This is a genomic window from Streptococcus australis, from assembly GCF_047463015.1.
In the GTDB taxonomy this organism is placed as follows: Bacteria; Bacillota; Bacilli; order Lactobacillales; family Streptococcaceae; genus Streptococcus; species Streptococcus australis_F.
On the sequence record NZ_JASHER010000011.1, the window covers coordinates 37,785 to 55,900 of the forward strand.

Annotated in this window: 17 protein-coding genes and 1 tRNA gene; 1 reads left to right on the plus strand and 17 read right to left on the minus strand. The window is 44.4% G+C overall.

Annotation, left to right across the window (positions count from 1 at the left end; all coding sequences use genetic code 11):
* Positions 1 to 9: 9 nt before the first annotated feature.
* From rpmG to QM873_RS09265, 11 genes are all read right to left on the minus strand, one after another.
* The gene (gene rpmG, locus QM873_RS09215) at positions 10 to 159 is read right to left on the minus strand and encodes a 50S ribosomal protein L33 (protein WP_081453577.1); all 150 of its coding nucleotides are present in this window, start codon (positions 157 to 159) and stop codon (positions 10 to 12) included.
* On the minus strand, positions 149 to 1,348 hold the full coding sequence (locus tag QM873_RS09220) for a multidrug efflux MFS transporter (RefSeq protein ID WP_324250040.1): 1,200 nt from the start codon (positions 1,346 to 1,348) through the stop codon (positions 149 to 151). The genes rpmG and QM873_RS09220 overlap by 11 nt, the downstream gene beginning before the upstream one ends.
* Positions 1,349 to 1,364: 16 nt before the next feature.
* Positions 1,365 to 1,961, minus strand: a complete 597-nt coding sequence (gene coaE, locus QM873_RS09225; RefSeq protein WP_195323709.1) for a dephospho-CoA kinase — start codon at positions 1,959 to 1,961, stop codon at positions 1,365 to 1,367.
* The gene (gene mutM / locus QM873_RS09230) at positions 1,962 to 2,786 is read right to left on the minus strand and encodes a DNA-formamidopyrimidine glycosylase (protein WP_195323708.1); all 825 of its coding nucleotides are present in this window, start codon (positions 2,784 to 2,786) and stop codon (positions 1,962 to 1,964) included.
* Positions 2,787 to 2,831: 45 nt separating this feature from the next.
* Positions 2,832 to 3,731, minus strand: coding sequence for a GTPase Era (gene era / locus QM873_RS09235; RefSeq protein ID WP_048689615.1), 900 nt, complete (start codon positions 3,729 to 3,731; stop codon positions 2,832 to 2,834).
* Positions 3,732 to 3,760: 29 nt separating this feature from the next.
* Positions 3,761 to 4,159, minus strand: a complete 399-nt coding sequence (locus QM873_RS09240; RefSeq protein WP_048689618.1) for a diacylglycerol kinase family protein — start codon at positions 4,157 to 4,159, stop codon at positions 3,761 to 3,763.
* Positions 4,140 to 4,637 carry an rRNA maturation RNase YbeY gene (gene ybeY, locus QM873_RS09245; protein ID WP_048689623.1) on the minus strand — a complete coding sequence of 166 codons (498 nt, stop codon included), beginning with the start codon at positions 4,635 to 4,637 and terminating at the stop codon, positions 4,140 to 4,142. Before ybeY ends, QM873_RS09240 begins: the two co-directional genes overlap by 20 nt.
* 91 nt (positions 4,638 to 4,728) lie before the next feature.
* A complete protein-coding gene (locus tag QM873_RS09250) occupies positions 4,729 to 6,465 on the minus strand; it encodes an ABC transporter ATP-binding protein (RefSeq protein WP_195323707.1) in 1,737 nt (578 codons plus the stop codon).
* A gap of 1 nt (position 6,466) precedes the next feature.
* Entirely contained in the window at positions 6,467 to 8,191 is a 1,725-nt protein-coding gene (locus QM873_RS09255; RefSeq protein WP_195323706.1) for an ABC transporter ATP-binding protein, read from the minus strand.
* A 402-nt stretch (positions 8,192 to 8,593) separates the two neighbouring features.
* Positions 8,594 to 8,666 (minus strand) — tRNA-Thr (locus QM873_RS09260).
* Positions 8,667 to 8,716: 50 nt separating this feature from the next.
* Positions 8,717 to 9,286: a GNAT family N-acetyltransferase gene (locus QM873_RS09265; protein ID WP_195323705.1), complete on the minus strand. Its 570-nt coding sequence runs from the start codon at positions 9,284 to 9,286 to the stop codon at positions 8,717 to 8,719.
* A 206-nt stretch (positions 9,287 to 9,492) separates the two neighbouring features.
* Between QM873_RS09265 and ald the strand changes: the two genes are divergently transcribed.
* Positions 9,493 to 10,605 carry an alanine dehydrogenase gene (gene ald / locus QM873_RS09270; protein WP_048789576.1) on the plus strand — a complete coding sequence of 371 codons (1,113 nt, stop codon included), beginning with the start codon at positions 9,493 to 9,495 and terminating at the stop codon, positions 10,603 to 10,605.
* 188 nt (positions 10,606 to 10,793) lie between these two features.
* Here ald and QM873_RS09275 read toward each other — a convergent pair whose 3' ends face one another.
* From QM873_RS09275 to QM873_RS09300, 6 genes are all read right to left on the minus strand, one after another.
* Entirely contained in the window at positions 10,794 to 11,792 is a 999-nt protein-coding gene (locus QM873_RS09275; protein ID WP_195323704.1) for a PhoH family protein, read from the minus strand.
* Between the two features lie 90 nt (positions 11,793 to 11,882).
* Positions 11,883 to 12,098, minus strand: coding sequence for a YozE family protein (locus tag QM873_RS09280; protein ID WP_195323703.1), 216 nt, complete (start codon positions 12,096 to 12,098; stop codon positions 11,883 to 11,885).
* A gap of 10 nt (positions 12,099 to 12,108) precedes the next feature.
* Entirely contained in the window at positions 12,109 to 12,963 is an 855-nt protein-coding gene (gene cvfB / locus QM873_RS09285) for an RNA-binding virulence regulatory protein CvfB (protein ID WP_048717452.1), read from the minus strand.
* Positions 12,964 to 13,069: 106 nt separating this feature from the next.
* On the minus strand, positions 13,070 to 13,627 hold the full coding sequence (gene frr / locus QM873_RS09290; RefSeq protein ID WP_048689643.1) for a ribosome recycling factor: 558 nt from the start codon (positions 13,625 to 13,627) through the stop codon (positions 13,070 to 13,072).
* Positions 13,628 to 13,645: 18 nt separating this feature from the next.
* Complete coding sequence (gene pyrH / locus QM873_RS09295) at positions 13,646 to 14,377, minus strand: UMP kinase (RefSeq protein WP_006595852.1); 732 nt, start codon at positions 14,375 to 14,377, stop codon at positions 13,646 to 13,648.
* A gap of 539 nt (positions 14,378 to 14,916) precedes the next feature.
* The coding region (locus tag QM873_RS09300; RefSeq protein WP_414279191.1) for an LPXTG cell wall anchor domain-containing protein at positions 14,917 to 18,116 on the minus strand (3,200 nt) is incomplete at its 5' end.

Genomic DNA, 18,116 nt, shown 5'->3' on the forward strand with positions numbered 1-18,116 from the left:
CCATAAAAATCATTTCGTTTCAAGATGTAATGTCACTTTTCTCTCTTTGGGACAATACTTCAAAACTTCAATTTTTTCAGGGTGGGTCTTCATATTTTTACTTGTCAAATAATTCTGACTACCACAGCTCGTGCAGGTTAGTTGTACTTTAATGCGCACTGATTTCTCTCACTTTCAAATACTTTCTAAAGATGAATAAAAGGAAGGCCAAATCTATAAAGGCTAGGATAGCAGTCCCATAGAATACCCAATGGTAATTGACATGCATGGCAATACTAGAGCCCATCATGGGACCAAGAACTCCCCCAACATAAAAGAAGAGTTGGTTGTAACTAAAAATCCGAGAAATTCCTTCCTTGGGAGTCATGCGGTTTAAGAGAGCCGTCACTCCGGGCATTAAGGCTCCTGTCCCAATCCCAAATAGGAAACGAAGAAAGCCTAATTGAAAAGGGGTCTGAGCAAGGGCACAGAAGATATAGAGGATACCACTATAGAGAAGAGCTAAAAGTAAGAGGCGATGGTTGCCAATTTTATCTCCGAGCTTCCCCATCCATCCCGATGTCAGGATACTAGAAATCCCCATCGCTGATACGATCAGCCCAGATACAAAAATAACATTGTCGCTCTGGCCAAGCTCTCTTACATAGAGTGGAAGAATGGGAGAAATGGACTGACCGATCATCTGAATGGTCATACTGGTCAAAAAGAGACCCAGTAAAATGTCCTTATGCTGGATAGAAGTCAATAATTCCCAGCTTGAAAGGTGCTCCTCCTTGGATATTTGTTGGTAGTCTTCCTCAATGCCCCACCAAGTCAGGACAGAGACGAGAAAGAGGAAAAAACCAACGAGGAGAAAGACATTCCGCATACCAAATTGCTCTGCAATCAATCCTCCCAACAAGGGGCCCATCAAGGTACCGGCAACAGTTCCCGTCGATAAGGTTCCTAGAGCGTATCCAGATTGATTCTTTGGCACCTGACTGGCAATGAGAGCCGTGCTGTTAGGGACAAAGCCTGAGAAGACACCATTTAATAAGCGTAGGAGCAACAACCAAAAGACGGAGGGGACAAAAGCAATTCCTCCCATGGTCAAGGTCATGGCAATCGAGGCTCTCAACATCATGGGTTTCCGACCATAACGGTCTGCCAGACTCCCCCAGATTGGGGCCATTAGAGCAGAAGTCAAAGAGGAGGAGGCGACTGCAATCCCAGCATAAAAAGGAACTGCCGGACCTTTTACCCCCAACTCCTCCACAAAAAGAGCCATAAAAGGGACCACCAATGAAAGACTGGCACCTACGAAAAAGCAGCCAATCCAGGCAATAAAAAGATTTTTACGCCAATTGATTTCCAGTGAAATAGGATCATCTTCTTTCTATTTGTTCTATAGCCCGATAGATTTCCTGATAGAGGTGATCACGCTGGCTATTGTTATCGATCACGAGATCGACAAGAGATTTTTTCTCATCTAGAGGCATCTGGGCTACCAAACGATCGCGCGCCTGGACCTCCGTTAGGGCGTTTCTTTCCATTAGACGTTGCAACTGAGTATCTTCCGTCACATAGACCAGCCAGACTTGGTCAAACCAGTCCAGATATCCTTGCTCGATTAACAAGGGGATATCCATGAAAAAGAGGTCTTCTGTTGCAGCTAGTCGGTCCCGTTCTCGCGCCAGAGCTTTGCGAATGATGTCCCCTTGTACTTGGTTGGACCAGACAATCTCTTTTTGGCTTGAGAAGATGCGTTGAGCCAGAGCAGGACGATTCAAGTCTCCTGTATCTAGAAGGATGTCCCTTCCAAAATGCTCTACCAAAGCTTGATAGAGTTCTCCACCTGGTGCCTGCAGGTCATGGACCACTCGGTCAGCATCAATGACAGGATATCCCTTTTCTCTCAAATAGGAGGTGACAGTGGACTTTCCTGAAGCAATCCCTCCTGTTAATCCGATGATTCTTGTCATCTAGTTCTCCTTTTGACAGTGAGGGCAAAAATGGGTTCCGCGTCCCCCCAGCTGGATTTTCTCAATCGGTGTCCCGCAGCGCAAACAAGGCTGGCCTGTTTTCCCATAGACCTGGTGTTCTTCCTGCATGGTGCCATCCTCACCAAAAGCATTGCTGTAAGAGCGAATGGTGGAGCCACCCTTTTCAACAGCTTGGGCAAGCACAGCAATTGTTTCTTTGCGAACGGCTTTGGCTTCTCTAGCAGTCAAGCTTTGACCTAAACGGGCTGGATGAACCTTGGCTCGATAAAGGACCTCATCTACATAGATATTGCCCAGACCAGCCACTAATTTTTGGTCCAAAAGAGCTGATTTAATGGGTTTCTTTGATTTTTTAAGAGCTGCTTGGAAGGCTGGTTCTTTAAAATCCGCTTCTGTCGGCTCTGGACCAATCTTTTTCGCCAAAAAGTAGCTGTCGACAAGCTCAGGTACTAGGACTTCCATGGTTCCAAACTTGCGGACATCTTCATAGACCAGAGTGCTGCCGTCTGTAAAATGAAAGAAGACATGGGCATGCTTGCGAAGAGGGACTTCGTCTGGATAAAAGAAATACTTGCCTTCCATCCGCAAATGCGAGATGAGGACCAGATCCGTCAGATAAAACAAGAGATATTTCCCACGGCGCCCCATGGCCCGAATTTCTTGACCTGGGAGATCTTGTTGAAAAGCATCCAGATCCGTCTGAATCATCTTTAGATACTTTACTTCCACGGACTGGATGGTTTTTCCAAGAATTAATTTCTCAAGACCGCGTCGGACAGTCTCTACTTCTGGTAATTCAGGCATAGAACTCCTTTCAAAAACAAGAAGCAGGCTTCTGCCCACCTCTTATTAATATTCTTTTTCGTTGTATCCGAAATCAGCAAGATCCAATTTCTTATCCCGCCAATTTTTCTTGACTTTCACCCAGGTTTCTAGGAAGACCTTGTCCCCTAGCATGAGCTCAATATCCTTACGCGCAAGGGTTCCGATCTTCTTGAGCATGGCCCCGCCTTTTCCGATGACAATGCCTTTTTGGCTATCGCGCTCGACCATGATGGTTGCTCGGATATGGACCTTATCTGTCTCTTCATCCCGCTTCATAGAATCCACGACTACTGCAACAGAGTGGGGAATTTCTTCCCGCGTTAAGTGCAAGACCTTCTCGCGAATCATTTCAGAAACTAAGAAGCGCTCTGGGTGATCAGTAATCTGATCCGCAGGGAAATATTGGAAACCTTCTTCTAAGTTTTCGCTCAAAATATCAATCAAATGCGAAACATTGTTTCCTTGAAGGGCTGAAATCGGCACGATTTCCTTGAACTCCATCTGACTACGGAAGTCATCGATTTGCGCCAAGAGTTGGTCAGGGTGGACCTTGTCGATCTTGTTGACCACCAGAATAACCGGTACCTTAGCTGCCTTGAGGCGCTCGATGATCATGTCATCGCCCTTCCCACGTGGCTCGTCTGCTGGGACCATAAAGAGAACGGTATCGACTTCTCGAAGGGTGCTATAGGCCGACTCTACCATGAAGTCTCCAAGCGCTGTCTTGGGTTTGTGAATCCCTGGGGTATCGATAAAGACGATCTGTTCCTTATCGGTCGTGTAGATTCCCATAATCTTGTTGCGCGTTGTCTGCGCTTTATCACTCATGATGGCAATTTTTTGCCCCATGACGTGGTTCAAAAAAGTTGACTTCCCGACATTGGGACGTCCTAAAATGGCTACAAAGCCTGATTTAAATGTCATAGTTTCCTTTCATGAGGGAAGTCTCCCTCTTATCCAAATACCAAAGCCCACAACTTGGGCACAAATATGATGAGACCTGTCACAAAGGCAAAGCCCGAAATAACGAGAACCGCTCCTGCCGCCATATCCTTGGCATTCTTTGCCAGCATGGAGAAATGGTAATCGCTCGCCAAATCCACTACATTTTCAAGAGCAGAATTCATGATTTCAAAGGCAATGACCAAAGAAACACTTAAGAGTAGAAAGAGCCACTCTGTTGCTGAAATGCCAAAAAGGAAGCCTGCAACAATCGCTAAGATAGCTGAAAGTGCATGCTTACGCATATTTCGTTCCTCTTTAAAGGCTGTGAAAATCCCTGTTAAAGCAAATTCAAGACTGGCAATCAGTTCTCGATTTTTCCATTTTCGTTTATTGTCTTGTGAGTCCATAGGCTGTCAAAATCTCTTCCTGTAAGCCAAACATTTCCTTTTCTTCTTCCGGCGTATAGTGATCATAACCGTTGATATGAAGGAAGCCATGCACTGCTAAAAAGCCCATCTCGCGCTCAAAGCTATGACCATACTCAGCTGCTTGCTCACGCGCCTTGTCTACAGAAATAAAAAGCTCTCCAATATAGGTATCGAATTCAGCCATCATCTCGGCTAACTCTGGATGGTCTTCTAAATCTTCTTCCGAAAAAGCAATGTCCATCTCTGGTTTGTATTCCAGACTGATTACATCCGTTGGGCGATCCGTGTCCCGGTATTCCAAGTTCAATTCATGGCTACGTTCGTTGGTTACAAAGGTCACTGCCATTTCCTTGTCTTCTTTGCCCAATTTTTTTGCAGCAAATTCTAAAATTTCCTGGGTTTGTTTGATCATTTCTTCAGAGACTTGACCGGTCTCATCAACCATTTCAATATACATCTTGGATCACCTCACTATCATTTCAATTATAGCATAAAAATAGCGTATATACTAGAATACACGCTACTTTTACTATTTGAAGAATGCCCTTTTATTCAACCGTCTGTTGGATAGCTTGCATCTGGGCATAGATGCCACCATGAGCAATCAAGTCTGCATGTTGCCCACGTTCGACAATGCGCCCTTCTGATAGAACCAAGATCTGATCTGCATCTTGAATGGTCGATAAGCGGTGGGCAATAATAAAGGTCGTCCGGCCCTTTTGCAGGACTGCCATAGCCTTCTGAATGATCTCCTCTGTCTCCGTATCAATGTGGGAGGTTGCTTCGTCCAGAATCAAAATTTTCGGGTTCATGTAGAGGGTCCGAGCAAAGGAAATCAATTGGCGCTCCCCGCTTGAGAAGGCAGATCCCTTTTCAACCACTGGATGGTCGATTCCCTTTTCTAATCTCTGGATCATAGGCAGGGCACCGACCTGTTTTAGAGCATCCAAGACGCGATCACGGTTGATATCTGTTTGACTCATGGCCACATTGCTAGCAATGGTCCCTGAGAACAGATAGGGATCCTGTAAGACAATTCCCATATGGGAGCGAAGACTCTCTCTAGAGAAATGGCGAATATTCTGGCCGTCGATCCGGATTTCCCCCTCCTGCGGATCATAGAAACGATAGAGCAAGTTCATAATGGAGGATTTACCCGAACCGGTATGGCCAACCAAGGCAAGGGTTTGACCCGGATGAGCTTGGATGGAAATGTCCTTCAGAACTGGCTTGCCTTCTTCATAGGCAAAAGTGACCTGATCAAACTCCACAGCCGCCCGATCTATTTGGATCTCTTCTGTTGCATCTGCCTCTACCTCTTCATCTAGGAAAGTCAAGACTCGCTCCCCTGTTTCCAGAGAGCGTCGGATATCTGGAAGACGACGGATCAAATTGGCCATGAGATCAAAAAGCTGAATAACATAATTGAGATTGATAAACAAGAAACCTGCAGTCATCCCCAAATCTCCCCCAAGATAGGATAGGCCTGCAATAGTTAAAATTCCTGCAATGACAATGTATTTCAAGAATTCTGTCAGGCTCCAAGAGGCAATGGAGTCTGCTAGAACCAAACGATCATAGGCCACAGTCATCTTGTCTGTCGTCTGATCAAACTCATCAATCACGCGCTCTTCTTGTCCGTAAAGTTGGATCATACTCGCTCCATGAAGCAGTTCATTAACCTGGGTATTGATCTCACTTCTGGAATCAAAGAAGTCCTTCATGGGCTTGTCCGTCATGCGCTTATACAAGGCCTGAATCCCGTAAAAGATAGGGAAAATCAAGCATAAGAGGAGACCCATCATGGGATTGATAGTAAAGAGAACTCCCATGATAAAGAAGAAACGCATCAAATGAATGACCAAATACATACAGGAATTGTAAAATTGAGTCCGTAAGGTCTCTGTATCATTAACAATTCGTGTAGCAATTTTCCCTGCTGGCTTGTCATCAAAGTAGGAAATCGGTAGTTGTTGCATCACGAGGAAGGCTTGATCGCGTAGCTGTGCAGTTACCTTATTGCCTCCATGGATCAAAACCCGATTGCCTATATAACTGACAATCTGACCCACTGCCAAAACAATCAGATAGAGGATACCCATAGGATAGAGTGCTCCTAACTCTCCTCCCTGACTCAAGGCTGTCAAGGGACCATCAATCATTTTTTGTAGAATAAATGGCGATAGATCTGACAAAATCGTTGCCAGCAAAAGACAGATGAAACCAAGGATAAAAATACCAGGAAAAAGCGATAGTTTTTGTAATAGTCGTTTTAAAATACCCATCTTATTCTCCTTCCTGTCTTTGTTGCCGTTGGTATTGTTCGTAATACCAACCTTCTTGAGCTAGTAAATCACTAGCTGTTCCTTCTTCTACAATCCGTCCTTGATCTAACACAAGGATCCAATCTGCCTTATGGACAGCTGAGAGACGGTGAGAGACTATCAAGGTTGTCTTTCCTTGTCGCTCTCTTTGAATGGTCTCAATAATGGCCTGTTCCGTCTTGGCATCCACTGCGGATAAAGAATCATCCAAGAGCAGCAACTGGGCATCACGTAAAAAGGCACGTGCCAGAGAAATCCGCTGCTTCTGCCCTCCCGATACGGATACTCCCTTTTCTCCGATCAAAGTATCCAGGCCATCCGACATCCGTTCCAAATCATCTGCAAAGGCTGCCTGAGCGATAGCATCCATGATTTCCTCTTGACTAGCTCCCTTCTTACCAAGGGAAATATTTTCTAAAATAGACTTCGAAAATAGGATGTGTTCCTGCGAGACGTAACCGATTTTTTCCTCAATAGAGCGTCTCACGTAACGAGCAACGGACTCCCCATTAATGGTAAATGTCCCTTGCCCAAGTGGGTATTGACGTAAAAATTGACGGACCAAGCTTGTCTTTCCTGCTCCTGTTCGACCCACAATCCCAATGGTTTGCCCTTTATTGAACTGCAAAGAAATCTGAGAAAGACTCTCCTTCTCCGCCATCGGATAGGTAAAAGAATAGTTTTCGAAAACTACCTCATTCAGTTCCTCTAGCCAATCGTCCCCATCTCTTTCCAAGTCATCATCCTCTTCGACCAATTCTGACAATTTTTTGTGGGATGTTTTGGCTGTTTGATAGACAAGGATGAAGTCTGCTAGCATCCACATCGGCTCAATCAAGGCCACTAGATACAATTCTAGACCTAGCAGTTGACCCAAGCTAATCTGTCCAGTCTTCAAGAAGTGACCCCCACAGACCAAAAGCAGGACGGTTGAAACCCCGATAAAGAAGAGGGCAAAAGGACCAAAGGCATTTTGAATAGAGGCGATCTTATCCCCCGTCTTGGCCAAACTTTCTGTCCGCTCTTGAAATTGTCGCACCTGACGCTCCTTGCGGCTATAGGCCCGCATGACCCGAATCCCTTCGATGGATTCTAAGACCTCATCGTTTAAATGGGCCACCGCATCACGGTTTTCATCCACATAGATCTCTTCCTTCTTCCCCAGGAGATAGGTTGATAAAACCAGAAAACTCATAGGAATAAAGGAAATTAAACTTAACTGCCAGGAAATCAAGAACATAGCTGGAATAATAAAGAGGAACAAGCCTCCTCCATAAAGGACAATCAGCATCCCATAGCCGACCATCCCCATCATCCCGTCTACATCCGTGGTAAAACGAGTCAGAAGATCCCCTGAACGAAACTTTTCATAAAATGCCCGTCTCATGGCTACGAGCTTACGAAAAGCTTGCCCCTGTAGCCTGGCCTTGTAATGGACCGAAGCTTGAAACAACTTCAGATGCCAGTAGTAAGCAGAAATGTAATTTAAAAAAGTAGCTCCCAACAAGAGAGCAATATCTCTCGTAAAACTTGCCTGAGTCAAGGTCTGCTTGCTTAGCTGGTCGACTAGTCGTTGAATGACCTGTGTCGGTATTAAAATTGTATAATCATAAATCACTAGGACCACAGCAATGCTGAGATACAGCCACTTATGCTCCCAGATGTACTTACATAAAGCTCCTATCATCTTCTCCCCTTTCAATTTGGCACAGAAAAAACCCAAGTAGGAGCTGAGTACGTGCTCAGTCCACACTTGGGCCTTCTGATGCCTGTCACCAATTCAGTTAAGGCAGGCAAAAATGCATACAAAAAACCCAAGACAGACTCCTCCATCTTGGGTTTCATTCAATTTTTACATCGAACTCAACTGAGATTGGAGAAGCTGTGTATTCAATTGTGTCATCAAAACATCTACTTTGTTCATGATGGTTTTCTCCTTTCTCTTTGTTGTTCTAACTTTACCACGGATTTCTGTGCTTGTCAACGTTTTTTTGAAGATTGTTGAAAAAAGGTCCATAAATAGGCACTCAATTAGAAATTAAAGCACAAAAAGAAGCCTAGATCCTCTCTAAGCTTCTCTCTTCTTCTATGCTAGTTGCCGGGATTGAACCGGCGACCTCATCCTTACCATGGATGCGCTCTACCGACTGAGCTAAACCAGCAGTACCTATCTACTATATCATGGAGATAGGCCTTTTGTCAATATCCTGACTCATTTTTCTGCCAAATATTCTTCCTTCGTGAGGACATAATGAACTCTCGTCACCATTCGCCCTTCTTCATGCAGGTCTAGCATCGCGTAGGGCTCCTCGTGAGAATATTTCATCCCTGATTTGGCCATCACCCGTCCAGAAGCTGGGTTGTCCTGATCATGAACAGCAGTGAGCTTGTTCATCCCTAACTGTTCAAAAGCCAAGGCAATGACTGCCTTGGTAGCCTCTGTCGCAAGACCTTGGTTCCAATAGTCTTTATTCAGAACATAGCCGATACTCCCCTTCTTCAGACAAAGATCCAAATCCAGTAAATCAATCGTCCCGATAAATTTTCCATTTTCTTTGAGCTCGATCCCCCATCTTCCAAGTGGGCTCGCTAGGTAAAAGAGGGCAATATTATTACGCGTCTCTTCTAGACTTTGATTGGTTGCAAAGGTATAGCGCGTAACTGTCTCATCAGAAGCATACTCAAGCATAGCCGGTGCATCTTCAAGAGTGACCGGACGCAAGTGCAAGCGATCAGTCTCTATTTCTCGATAAGCCACTAACTTCACATATAAATTTTCCATTTGACTCTCCTTCTTTAGGGATTAGTTTAGCAAATAACATTAAGGAAGGCAAGCTCAATTTTTTCTTGCTTTTTAACCCACTTTTCTATAAAATAAAAACAATCAATTAAAAGAGTTGGATAAGGAGTGAAAAGGTCATTGAGTCAAGAGAGCAATCTCACACCAATGGCCTTTTCACACCCATATCTAATCAAGGAGAAATAATCATGTTAATCGGTATCCCAAAAGAAATTAAAAACAATGAAAATCGTGTTGGCTTGACACCTGCAGGTGTACAAAGCTTGGTGAAGAAAGGCCATCAAGTTTTGGTAGAAACAAATGCTGGACTTGGTTCTGGCTTTGGCGATGAAGATTACGCCAAACAAGGAGCGACTATCGTTGCAACTGCTGCAGAAGCTTGGGCAGCTGAATTGGTGGTCAAGGTCAAAGAACCCCTCGCTGAAGAATACGACTTCCTTCGTGAAGACCTCTTGCTCTTCACCTACTTGCACATGGCTGCTGCTCCTGAATTAGCTGATGCCATGGTGACTGCCAAGACAACTGGGGTAGCTTACGAGACTGTACGAGACCTTGAAGGACAATTGCCTCTCTTGGTGCCAATGAGTGAGGTTGCTGGACGAATGGCGGTGCAAATCGGGGCTCACTTCCTCACTAAACAAGAAGGTGGATCTGGCGTCCTCCTAGGTGGGGTACCTGGTGTTCCTAAAGGGAAAGTTACCATCATCGGTGGTGGAGTCGTTGGAACCCACGCAGCTCGTATCGCCCTTGGACTCGGTGCCCAAGTGACCATCTTAGATATCAGCGCTAAACGTTTGGCTGTTCTGGAAGATGTCTTTGGTCATCAAATCCAAACCCTTATGTCCAATCCATTTAACATTGAAGCCAGTGTCCGTGATGCCGATGTTGTCATCGGAGCTGTCCTGATCCCTGGAGCTAAAGCTCCTAAATTAGTGACTGACGATATGGTCAAACAAATGCGTCCAGGTTCTGTCATCGTGGACGTAGCCGTTGACCAAGGTGGGGTTATTGAAACAGCAGACCGTGTGACAACACATACGGAGCCTGTTTACGAAAAACACGGCGTGCTCCACTATGCCGTTGCCAATATTCCAGGTGCTGTCGCTCGTACTTCTACCATCGCCCTTACCAATGTAACCCTTCCTTATGTAGAAGCTTTAGCTGACAATGGCTTCCATAAGGCCATCGCCCTCGACGAAGGCTTGCGCCAAGGTGTTACTACTTACCAAGGCCATATCACAAGCCAACCAGTTGCAGAAGGTCTAGAACGCAACTTCACACCAATTGATGAATTGGTTTAATTTCTAATATTTAAAAGGCTGGGCAAAAAGTGTCCAGCCTTCGTTGTATGATAGTAATAACTACATGACGCAGTGGTTGATTGGCATCTTTGTTCCCTTTTAAAGCTCCAAAGACGACCTAATCAACTGTGCGGGGGTGGGAAAACGAACTCTTTTTAATTGGTCTGAGTTCTTTCTCACTCCCTTTTTTATTCTGCTTCTTCTTCCACATCCAGTTTTTCTTTGAGGACTGGATTCGGAATGGGCTCGTAGGCTCGGATAATCTCTGCTACTACTGGATGACGAACAACATCCTTGGCAGAGAAATGCACAAAGTCAATCTGAGAAATATTTTTTAATTTCTCCTGAGCATCAATCAAGCCGGATTTGACATTTCGCGGAAGGTCAATCTGGCTGGTATCTCCATTGACAATCATCTTGGAGTTAAAACCAAGACGGGTCAAAAACATCTTCATCTGCATGATAGTTGTATTTTGCGCTTCATCTAAAATGACAAAGGCATCGTCCAAGGTCCGTCCCCGCATATAGGCCAGAGGGGCAATCTCGATAATCTCGCGCTCCATCATACGAGTTGTTTGGTCTTTCCCTAAGATTTGGTAGAGGGCATCATAGACTGGTCGTAGATAAGGGTCTACTTTTTCCTTGAGATCTCCTGGAAGGAAACCAAGGCTCTCTCCTGCTTCTACAGCTGGACGGGTCAAAATGATCCTCTTAACTTGACCACGCTTGAGGGCGGTGACAGCCAAAGTCACAGCTAGGAAGGTTTTCCCTGTCCCAGCTGGTCCAATCCCGAAGGTCACATCATGGTGCTTGACACTATCGACATAAATCTTTTGCCCCAGCGTTTTGACCCGAATGGGCTTGCCGTAGCTATCCTTGATGATTTCTTCTTCATACAAGGCGACGAACTTATCCAACTCATCATTACGGACCATTTGAATAGCTGTTACGACATCCGGCGTCCCGATGGTCATACCACGATTCACCAAGATCAGCAAAGCCTCAATGACTTGTCTAGCTTTCTCACAATCTTCTTCTTGCCCAATGACCTGGACAATTTCTGTTCGAGCATGGATGATCACATCCAACTCTTGCTCCATCAAACGCAAATGACGCTCATTGGATCCAAACAGATGGAAGAGATCATCTGGATGACTTAATTGAATATCAATTGAATGTTCTTTCAAATAAAGAACCTCTCTATTTCTGTAAGTTTTCTCTATTATAACAAAGTGACCGAGAATTGACCATCCCCGGCTCACCACTATCTTCTGTTACTAATGACCTAAGTATTCTTCCCAGATCGCATCAAAATCTCCTAGATTAAAGGAGAAACTGGCATGCTCTTCCAGAAAGCGACTGACCTCATCAAAATCATCTGTATGTTTTGGAAAGGCAGACTCATGAAAAGCTAGATCAGCTAGCAAGGCTTTCGGAGCATTGCTTTTGGGATTGCGCTCTGTCATCAGCCAAGTGTAAAATGATTTTCGCATAAAGCTCCTCTTAGATTAGTTCCGTTCCAAACTGGTCTTGCTTGATTTTTTTCGCTTTCATCAAGCCACCCAGAGCCTTTTTGAACTGCCCCTTGGAAATTCCAAAGGTTGCCTTAATCTCTTCTGGGGAGGACTTGTCATTCAAGGTCATAAAGCCACCATTCCCCTCCAAGTAGGCCAAAATCATCTGCGCATCGTTTTCAAGCATTTCAAACGAGCGTGGTTTCAAGGACAAATTCAAGGTCCGATCCACCTCTCGGAAACCGATGACCCGAGCATCTAAGACTTGTCCCAAACGGGGTTCGGCATAGCGCTCACTTGGATGGATAAAGCCCAGCATATTATTCTCAGGCAGGTAAACAAAGGTCCCTGAAAGTTTTAAGCGATAGACGATGGCCGGCCAGTTCTGGTTTTGCATATTGTTGTAGGCTGGACGAGCAATTCGTTGGAAGTCTTCTTGGTAGGCCAAGACACCCCAGATCCGATCTTTTTTATCAACTTCTAGGCGAACAAAGAGTTTATCGCCTTTTTTCGGCCACAGATCCTTGATTTCTGGCAAAATATCCAGAGAGACGACAATCTCCTTATCGGGTAGACCCGTATCGACAAATACACCCAGGTCCTTGCGAACTTCAGTCACTGTCCCCCAGCCGAATTGGTCCTGACGGGCTGTGACTTCTAGGGTAGTCAGGCGCAAACGTTGCTTCATATCCGTATAGGCAAAGCCCTTGACGGATTCTCCAAGTGCATGCTCTCCTTCAGACTTGTCCAAGGCATAAGTCTGCCCATCCTTCTGGACAAAGTAAAAGCGATCATTCTCATCCGTCACAAGGCCCACGATATCATGTGCGAGGTTGGTATTCATTTTTTCCTTCTTTCTGGCTAAAGCTCATCAATAGCCCCTTAATGGAAATAAAACTCAGCCAGCAGTGCCAACTGAGTTCATTTCCTCTGTAAACTGCTGGAAATGATTAAACTTCAAGCAATTCTTTTTCTTTGTGTGCTGTCATTTCATCAACATGTTTCACAGCATCATCGGTTACTTTTTGGATCTCTTTCTCAAGATTCTTCAATTCATCTTCCGTGATTTCTTTAGCTTTTTCTTGCTTCTTGGCTTCATCCATCGCATCACGGCGGATGTTACGGATCGCTACTTTAGCATTTTCACCGACTTTTTTCACTTCTTTGGCCAAGTCACGACGAGTTTCTTCTGTCAAAGCTGGGATGACCAAGCGGATAACCGAACCATCGTTGGCTGGAGTAATGCCAAGATCAGAAGCATTCAAAGCGTGCTCGATATCTTTCAATGAAGACTTGTCAAAAGGTGTAATCAACATCACACGAGCTTCTGGAATGGTGATCGATGCGATTTGATTCAATGGAGTATCAACTCCGTAATATTGAACATAGATACGATCCAAGAGACTTGCATTTGCACGGCCTGCACGGATACTTCCAAATTCACGTCCCAAACTTTGGTGAGACTGAGTCATTCTTTCTTTAGCTTTTTCTACGATTGGATTTGCCATTTTATTCCTCTAACTTCCTTATTTTTCTACATTATTAGAAACGGTAGTACCGATATTTTCTCCAAAGACAACGCGTTTGATGTTCCCTGGCTCATTCATGTTGAAAACGACTAAGTCAATATCATTGTCCATTGAGATGGTCGATGCTGTCGAATCCATGATACGAAGGCCTTTATTGATGACATCACGGTGAGTTAATTCTTCAAACTTCACAGCTGTCTTGTCTTTCTTTGGATCAGCATTATAAACGCCGTCAACACCATTCTTAGCCATCAAGATTGCATCTGCTTCAATTTCAGCGGCACGAAGAGCAGCCGTTGTATCCGTTGAGAAGTATGGAGAACCAATGCCTGCACCAAAGATAACAATACGCTCTTTTTCCAAGTGACGAAGGGCGCGACCACGGATATAAGGCTCAGCGACTTGTTGCATGGCAATCGCTGTTTGGACACGCGTATCTACTCCAACCTGTTGAAGAGAATCCGCCATCACCAAGGCATTCATAACTGTTCCAAGCATTCCAGTGTAATCTGCTTGAACGCGATCCATACCTGCTTCCGCCGCAGGTTCTCCACGCCAGAGATTTCCTCCACCGATAACGAGAGCAATTTCAATTCCAAGGTCATGAACTTCTTTGATTTCAAGGGCCATCTTTTGAACCGTTTTGATATCAATTCCGACACCCCGTTCACCGGCTAACGCTTCACCTGATAACTTAATTAAAATACGTTTATACTTAGGTTCTACCATTTTGTCACTCCTTTTATGATCTGTATTATTTTACCACAAAAAGCGTTTTTTATATAGTAATATCTATCAAAAAAATTATAACTTATCCACTGAAAAGATATTCATTTTTATCCTACTTTTTCTAAAGGACCTAGATTTAGGTAATGAAACTTTTTTACATATGTGATTTAAGGATTGTCGCTTTTATCAATCATCAGTTCATCAACAATCATATTATCTTTTCCAGATGATTATCACTCTGAATCAGGTTAGCTGCTACTATAATATTTAATTTCAAATAAGTAATTTAAACTTGCATTTACTTTCTTGATTATAAGAAAAGAGCCCCCTTTTTTTAGATAAACAGTATAAAACTTTTAAACTGTTTATGGTGGGAGGCTCGTTTTATATCAATTTAATGCTTCTTAGTTAGGTGTATGACTAGTTGAAAAAGGGGAGTGATCATCCCCTTTTTCAAGGCTTTAAGGCCTATTCTAGTCACCAATTAGAACTGCCGTTTTGAATGAAGCCAAATCAATCATTCACCAAAGGAAGTAGAATTATTTTTCGTCTTCCTCTTTACGACGTCCAAGTGCTGCCAATCCTACAAGTCCTGCAACTAGTCCGAGTACAGTTGATCCTACAGATGTAGTTTCACCAGTATTTGGAAGTTGTCCTTTAGCTGGTGTTGACTCTACTGGTTTACCTGATGTTGGGTCCACTGGTTTACCTGGTGTTGGATTCACTGGTTTACCTGGTGTTGGATCCACTGGTTTACCTGGTGTTGGATTCACTGGTTTACCTGGTGTTGGATCCACTGGCTTATCTGGGGTTGGATTCACTGGTTTACCTGGTGTTGGATCCACTGGCTTATCTGGGGTTGGCTCTACAGGCTTGTCTGGAGTTGGCTCTACAGGCTTGTCTGGAGTTGGTTCTACAGGTTTGTCTGGAGTTGGCTCTACAGGTTTGTCTGGAGTTGGCTCTACAGGCTTGTCTGGAGTTGGCTCTACAGGCTTGTCTGGAGTTGGCTCTACAGGCTTGTCTGGAGTTGGCTCTACAGGCTTATCTGGAGTTGGTTCTACAGGCTTGTCTGGAGTTGGCTCTACTGGTTTGTCTGGAGTTGGCTCTACAGGCTTGTCTGGAGTTGGCTCTACAGGCTTGTCTGGAGTTGGCTCTACAGGCTTGTCTGGAGTTTCTTTAAGTTTGTATACATAGGTTACATTCTTATCACCTTCGATGACTTTACCAGTTGTTGGATCTGTTGACTTCAAGTGACCTTCTTTATCAACTTCACCTACTGTGTAGTTACCAGCTGGTACCAATTCGTAAGTCTTACCTTCGAATTCAATCTCTTGTGGACGGTTGTCTACAACTGTGTCGTAGTCTTTGTCTACTGGTTGAGCTTTTTCGTCAGTAACATCTTCTTTGATTGTCTTGCCTTCTGTATCTACATAGTGAACATAAACGTTACCCTTAGGCTCGGCTGGTGTTTCCTTCACTTCTTTATAAACGTAAGTGATGATTGACTTAGGTTTGTCAACTTTACCTTTAATTGGATCAGATGATTCCAAATGGCCATCTTCGTCCACTTTACCTACTGGGTAGTCACCTTTCGGTACGATCTTGTAGGTCTTACCGTCTGGTGTCTTGATAGTGTTAGGTTTTTCACCTTCCTCAGTGGTGTTATATGGTGTGTCATATGGTGAGTTTGGTGTATCTTGACGAGGTTTTTCGATTTCCTTGCCATTTTCGTCTACGTAAGTGATGATGACCTCACCCTTCTTAGGCTCAGCAGGGGTTTCCTTCAGTTTGTAAACATACGTTACATTCTTATCGCCTTCGATCACTTTACCTGTAGTAGGATCGGTAGATTTAAGGTGACCCTCATCATCTACTTCACCGACTGTGTAGCTACCAGCTGGTACCAATTCGTAAGTCTTGCCTTCGAATGCAATCTCTTGTGGGCGGTTGTCTACCACTGTGTCGTAGTCTTTGTCCACTGGTTGAGCGTCTTCATCCGTCACATCTGACTTGATGGTCTTACCTTCTGTATCTACATAGTGAACATAAACGTTACCCTTAGGTTGAGTTGGTTCTTCCTTCACTTCTTTATAGACGTAAGTGATGATTGACTTAGGTTTGTCAACTTTACCTTTAACTGGATCAGATGATTCCAAGTGCCCATCTTCGTCCACTTTACCTACTGGGTAGTCACCTTTCGGTACGATCTTGTAGGTCTTACCGTCTGGTGTCTTGATAGTGTTAGGTTTTTCACCTTCCTCAGTGGTGTTATATGGTGTGTCATATGGTGAGTTTGGTGTGTCTTGACGAGGTTTTTCGATTTCCTTGCCATTTTCATCAACGTAAGTGATGATGACCTCACCCTTCTTAGGCTCTGCTGGGGTTTCCTTCAATTTATATACGTAGGTGACGTTCTTATCGCCTTCGATGACCTTACCGGTTGTAGGGTCGGTTGACTTGAGGTGACCCTCATCATCCACTTCACCAACTGTGTAGTTACCCGCTGGGACCAATTCATAAGTCTTGCCTTCGAATGCAATCTCTTGTGGGCGGTTGTCTACAACTGTGTCGTAGTCTTTGTCCACTGGTTGAGCATCTTCATCCGTCACATCTGACTTGATGGTCTTGCCTTCTGTATCTACATAGTGAACATAAACGTTACCCTTAGGTTGAGTTGGTTCTTCCTTCACTTCTTTATAGACGTAAGTGATGATTGACTTAGGTTTGTCAACTTTACCTTTAACTGGATCAGATGATTCCAAGTGCCCATCTTCGTCCACTTTACCTACTGGGTAGTCACCTTTCGGTACGATCTTGTAGGTCTTACCGTCTGGTGTCTTGATAGTGTTAGGTTTTTCACCTTCCTCAGTGGTGTTATATGGTGTGTCATATGGTGAGTTTGGTGTGTCTTGACGAGGTTTTTCGATTTCCTTGCCATTTTCATCAACGTAAGTGATGATGACCTCACCCTTCTTAGGATCAGCTGGGGTTTCCTTCAGTTTGTATACATAGGTGACATTCTTATCGCCTTCGATGACCTTACCGGTTGTAGGATCGGTTGACTTGAGGTGACCTTGGTCATCCACTTCACCGACTGTGTAGGTACCTGCTGGAACCAATTCATAAGTCTTGCCTTCGAATTCGATCTCTTGTGGACGGTTGTCTACCACTGTGTCGTAGTCTTTGTCCACTGGTTGAGCATCTTCATCCGTCACATCTGACTTGATGGTCTTGCCTTCTGTATCCACATAGTGTACATAGACGTTACCTTTAGGTTCTTCTTTCAGTTTGTATACGTAGGTGACATTCTTATCACCTTCGATGACCTTACCGGTTGTTGGGTCGGTTGACTTGAGGTGACCTTGGTCATCCACTTCACCAACTGTGTAGTTACCCGCTGGTACTAATTCATAGGTCTTGCCTTCGAATGCAATCTCTTGTGGACGGTTGTCTACCACTGTGTCGTAGTCTTTATCCACTGGTTGAGCGTCTTCATCCGTCACATCTGACTTGATGGTCTTGCCTTCTGTATCCACATAGTGTACATAGACGTTACCCTTAGGTTCTTCTTTCAGTTTGTATACGTAGGTGACATTCTTATCACCTTCGATCACCTTACCGGTTGTTGGGTCGGTTGACTTGAGGTGACCTTGGTCATCCACTTCACCAACTGTGTAGTTACCCGCTGGGACCAATTCATAGGTCTTGCCTTCGAATGCAATCTCTTGTGGGCGGTTGT

Excerpts from the sequence above, each read along its gene's own strand:
- QM873_RS09280 (WP_195323703.1), bottom strand. The coding sequence starts at position 12,098 with ATGCGAAAATCATTTTACACTTGGCTGATGACAGAGCGCAATCCCAAA.
- mutM (WP_195323708.1), bottom strand. The coding sequence starts at position 2,786 with ATGCCTGAATTACCAGAAGTAGAGACTGTCCGACGCGGTCTTGAGAAA.
- coaE (WP_195323709.1), bottom strand. The coding sequence starts at position 1,961 with ATGACAAGAATCATCGGATTAACAGGAGGGATTGCTTCAGGAAAGTCC.
- QM873_RS09265 (WP_195323705.1), bottom strand. The coding sequence starts at position 9,286 with ATGGAAAATTTATATGTGAAGTTAGTGGCTTATCGAGAAATAGAGACT.
- ybeY (WP_048689623.1), bottom strand. The coding sequence starts at position 4,637 with ATGTATATTGAAATGGTTGATGAGACCGGTCAAGTCTCTGAAGAAATG.
- era (WP_048689615.1), bottom strand. The coding sequence starts at position 3,731 with ATGACATTTAAATCAGGCTTTGTAGCCATTTTAGGACGTCCCAATGTC.
- QM873_RS09240 (WP_048689618.1), bottom strand. The coding sequence starts at position 4,159 with ATGGACTCACAAGACAATAAACGAAAATGGAAAAATCGAGAACTGATT.
- pyrH (WP_006595852.1), bottom strand. The coding sequence starts at position 14,377 with ATGGTAGAACCTAAGTATAAACGTATTTTAATTAAGTTATCAGGTGAA.
- QM873_RS09250 (WP_195323707.1), bottom strand. The coding sequence starts at position 6,465 with ATGGGTATTTTAAAACGACTATTACAAAAACTATCGCTTTTTCCTGGT.
- QM873_RS09255 (WP_195323706.1), bottom strand. The coding sequence starts at position 8,191 with ATGATAGGAGCTTTATGTAAGTACATCTGGGAGCATAAGTGGCTGTAT.
- ald (WP_048789576.1), top strand. The coding sequence starts at position 9,493 with ATGTTAATCGGTATCCCAAAAGAAATTAAAAACAATGAAAATCGTGTT.
- cvfB (WP_048717452.1), bottom strand. The coding sequence starts at position 12,963 with ATGAATACCAACCTCGCACATGATATCGTGGGCCTTGTGACGGATGAG.
- frr (WP_048689643.1), bottom strand. The coding sequence starts at position 13,627 with ATGGCAAATCCAATCGTAGAAAAAGCTAAAGAAAGAATGACTCAGTCT.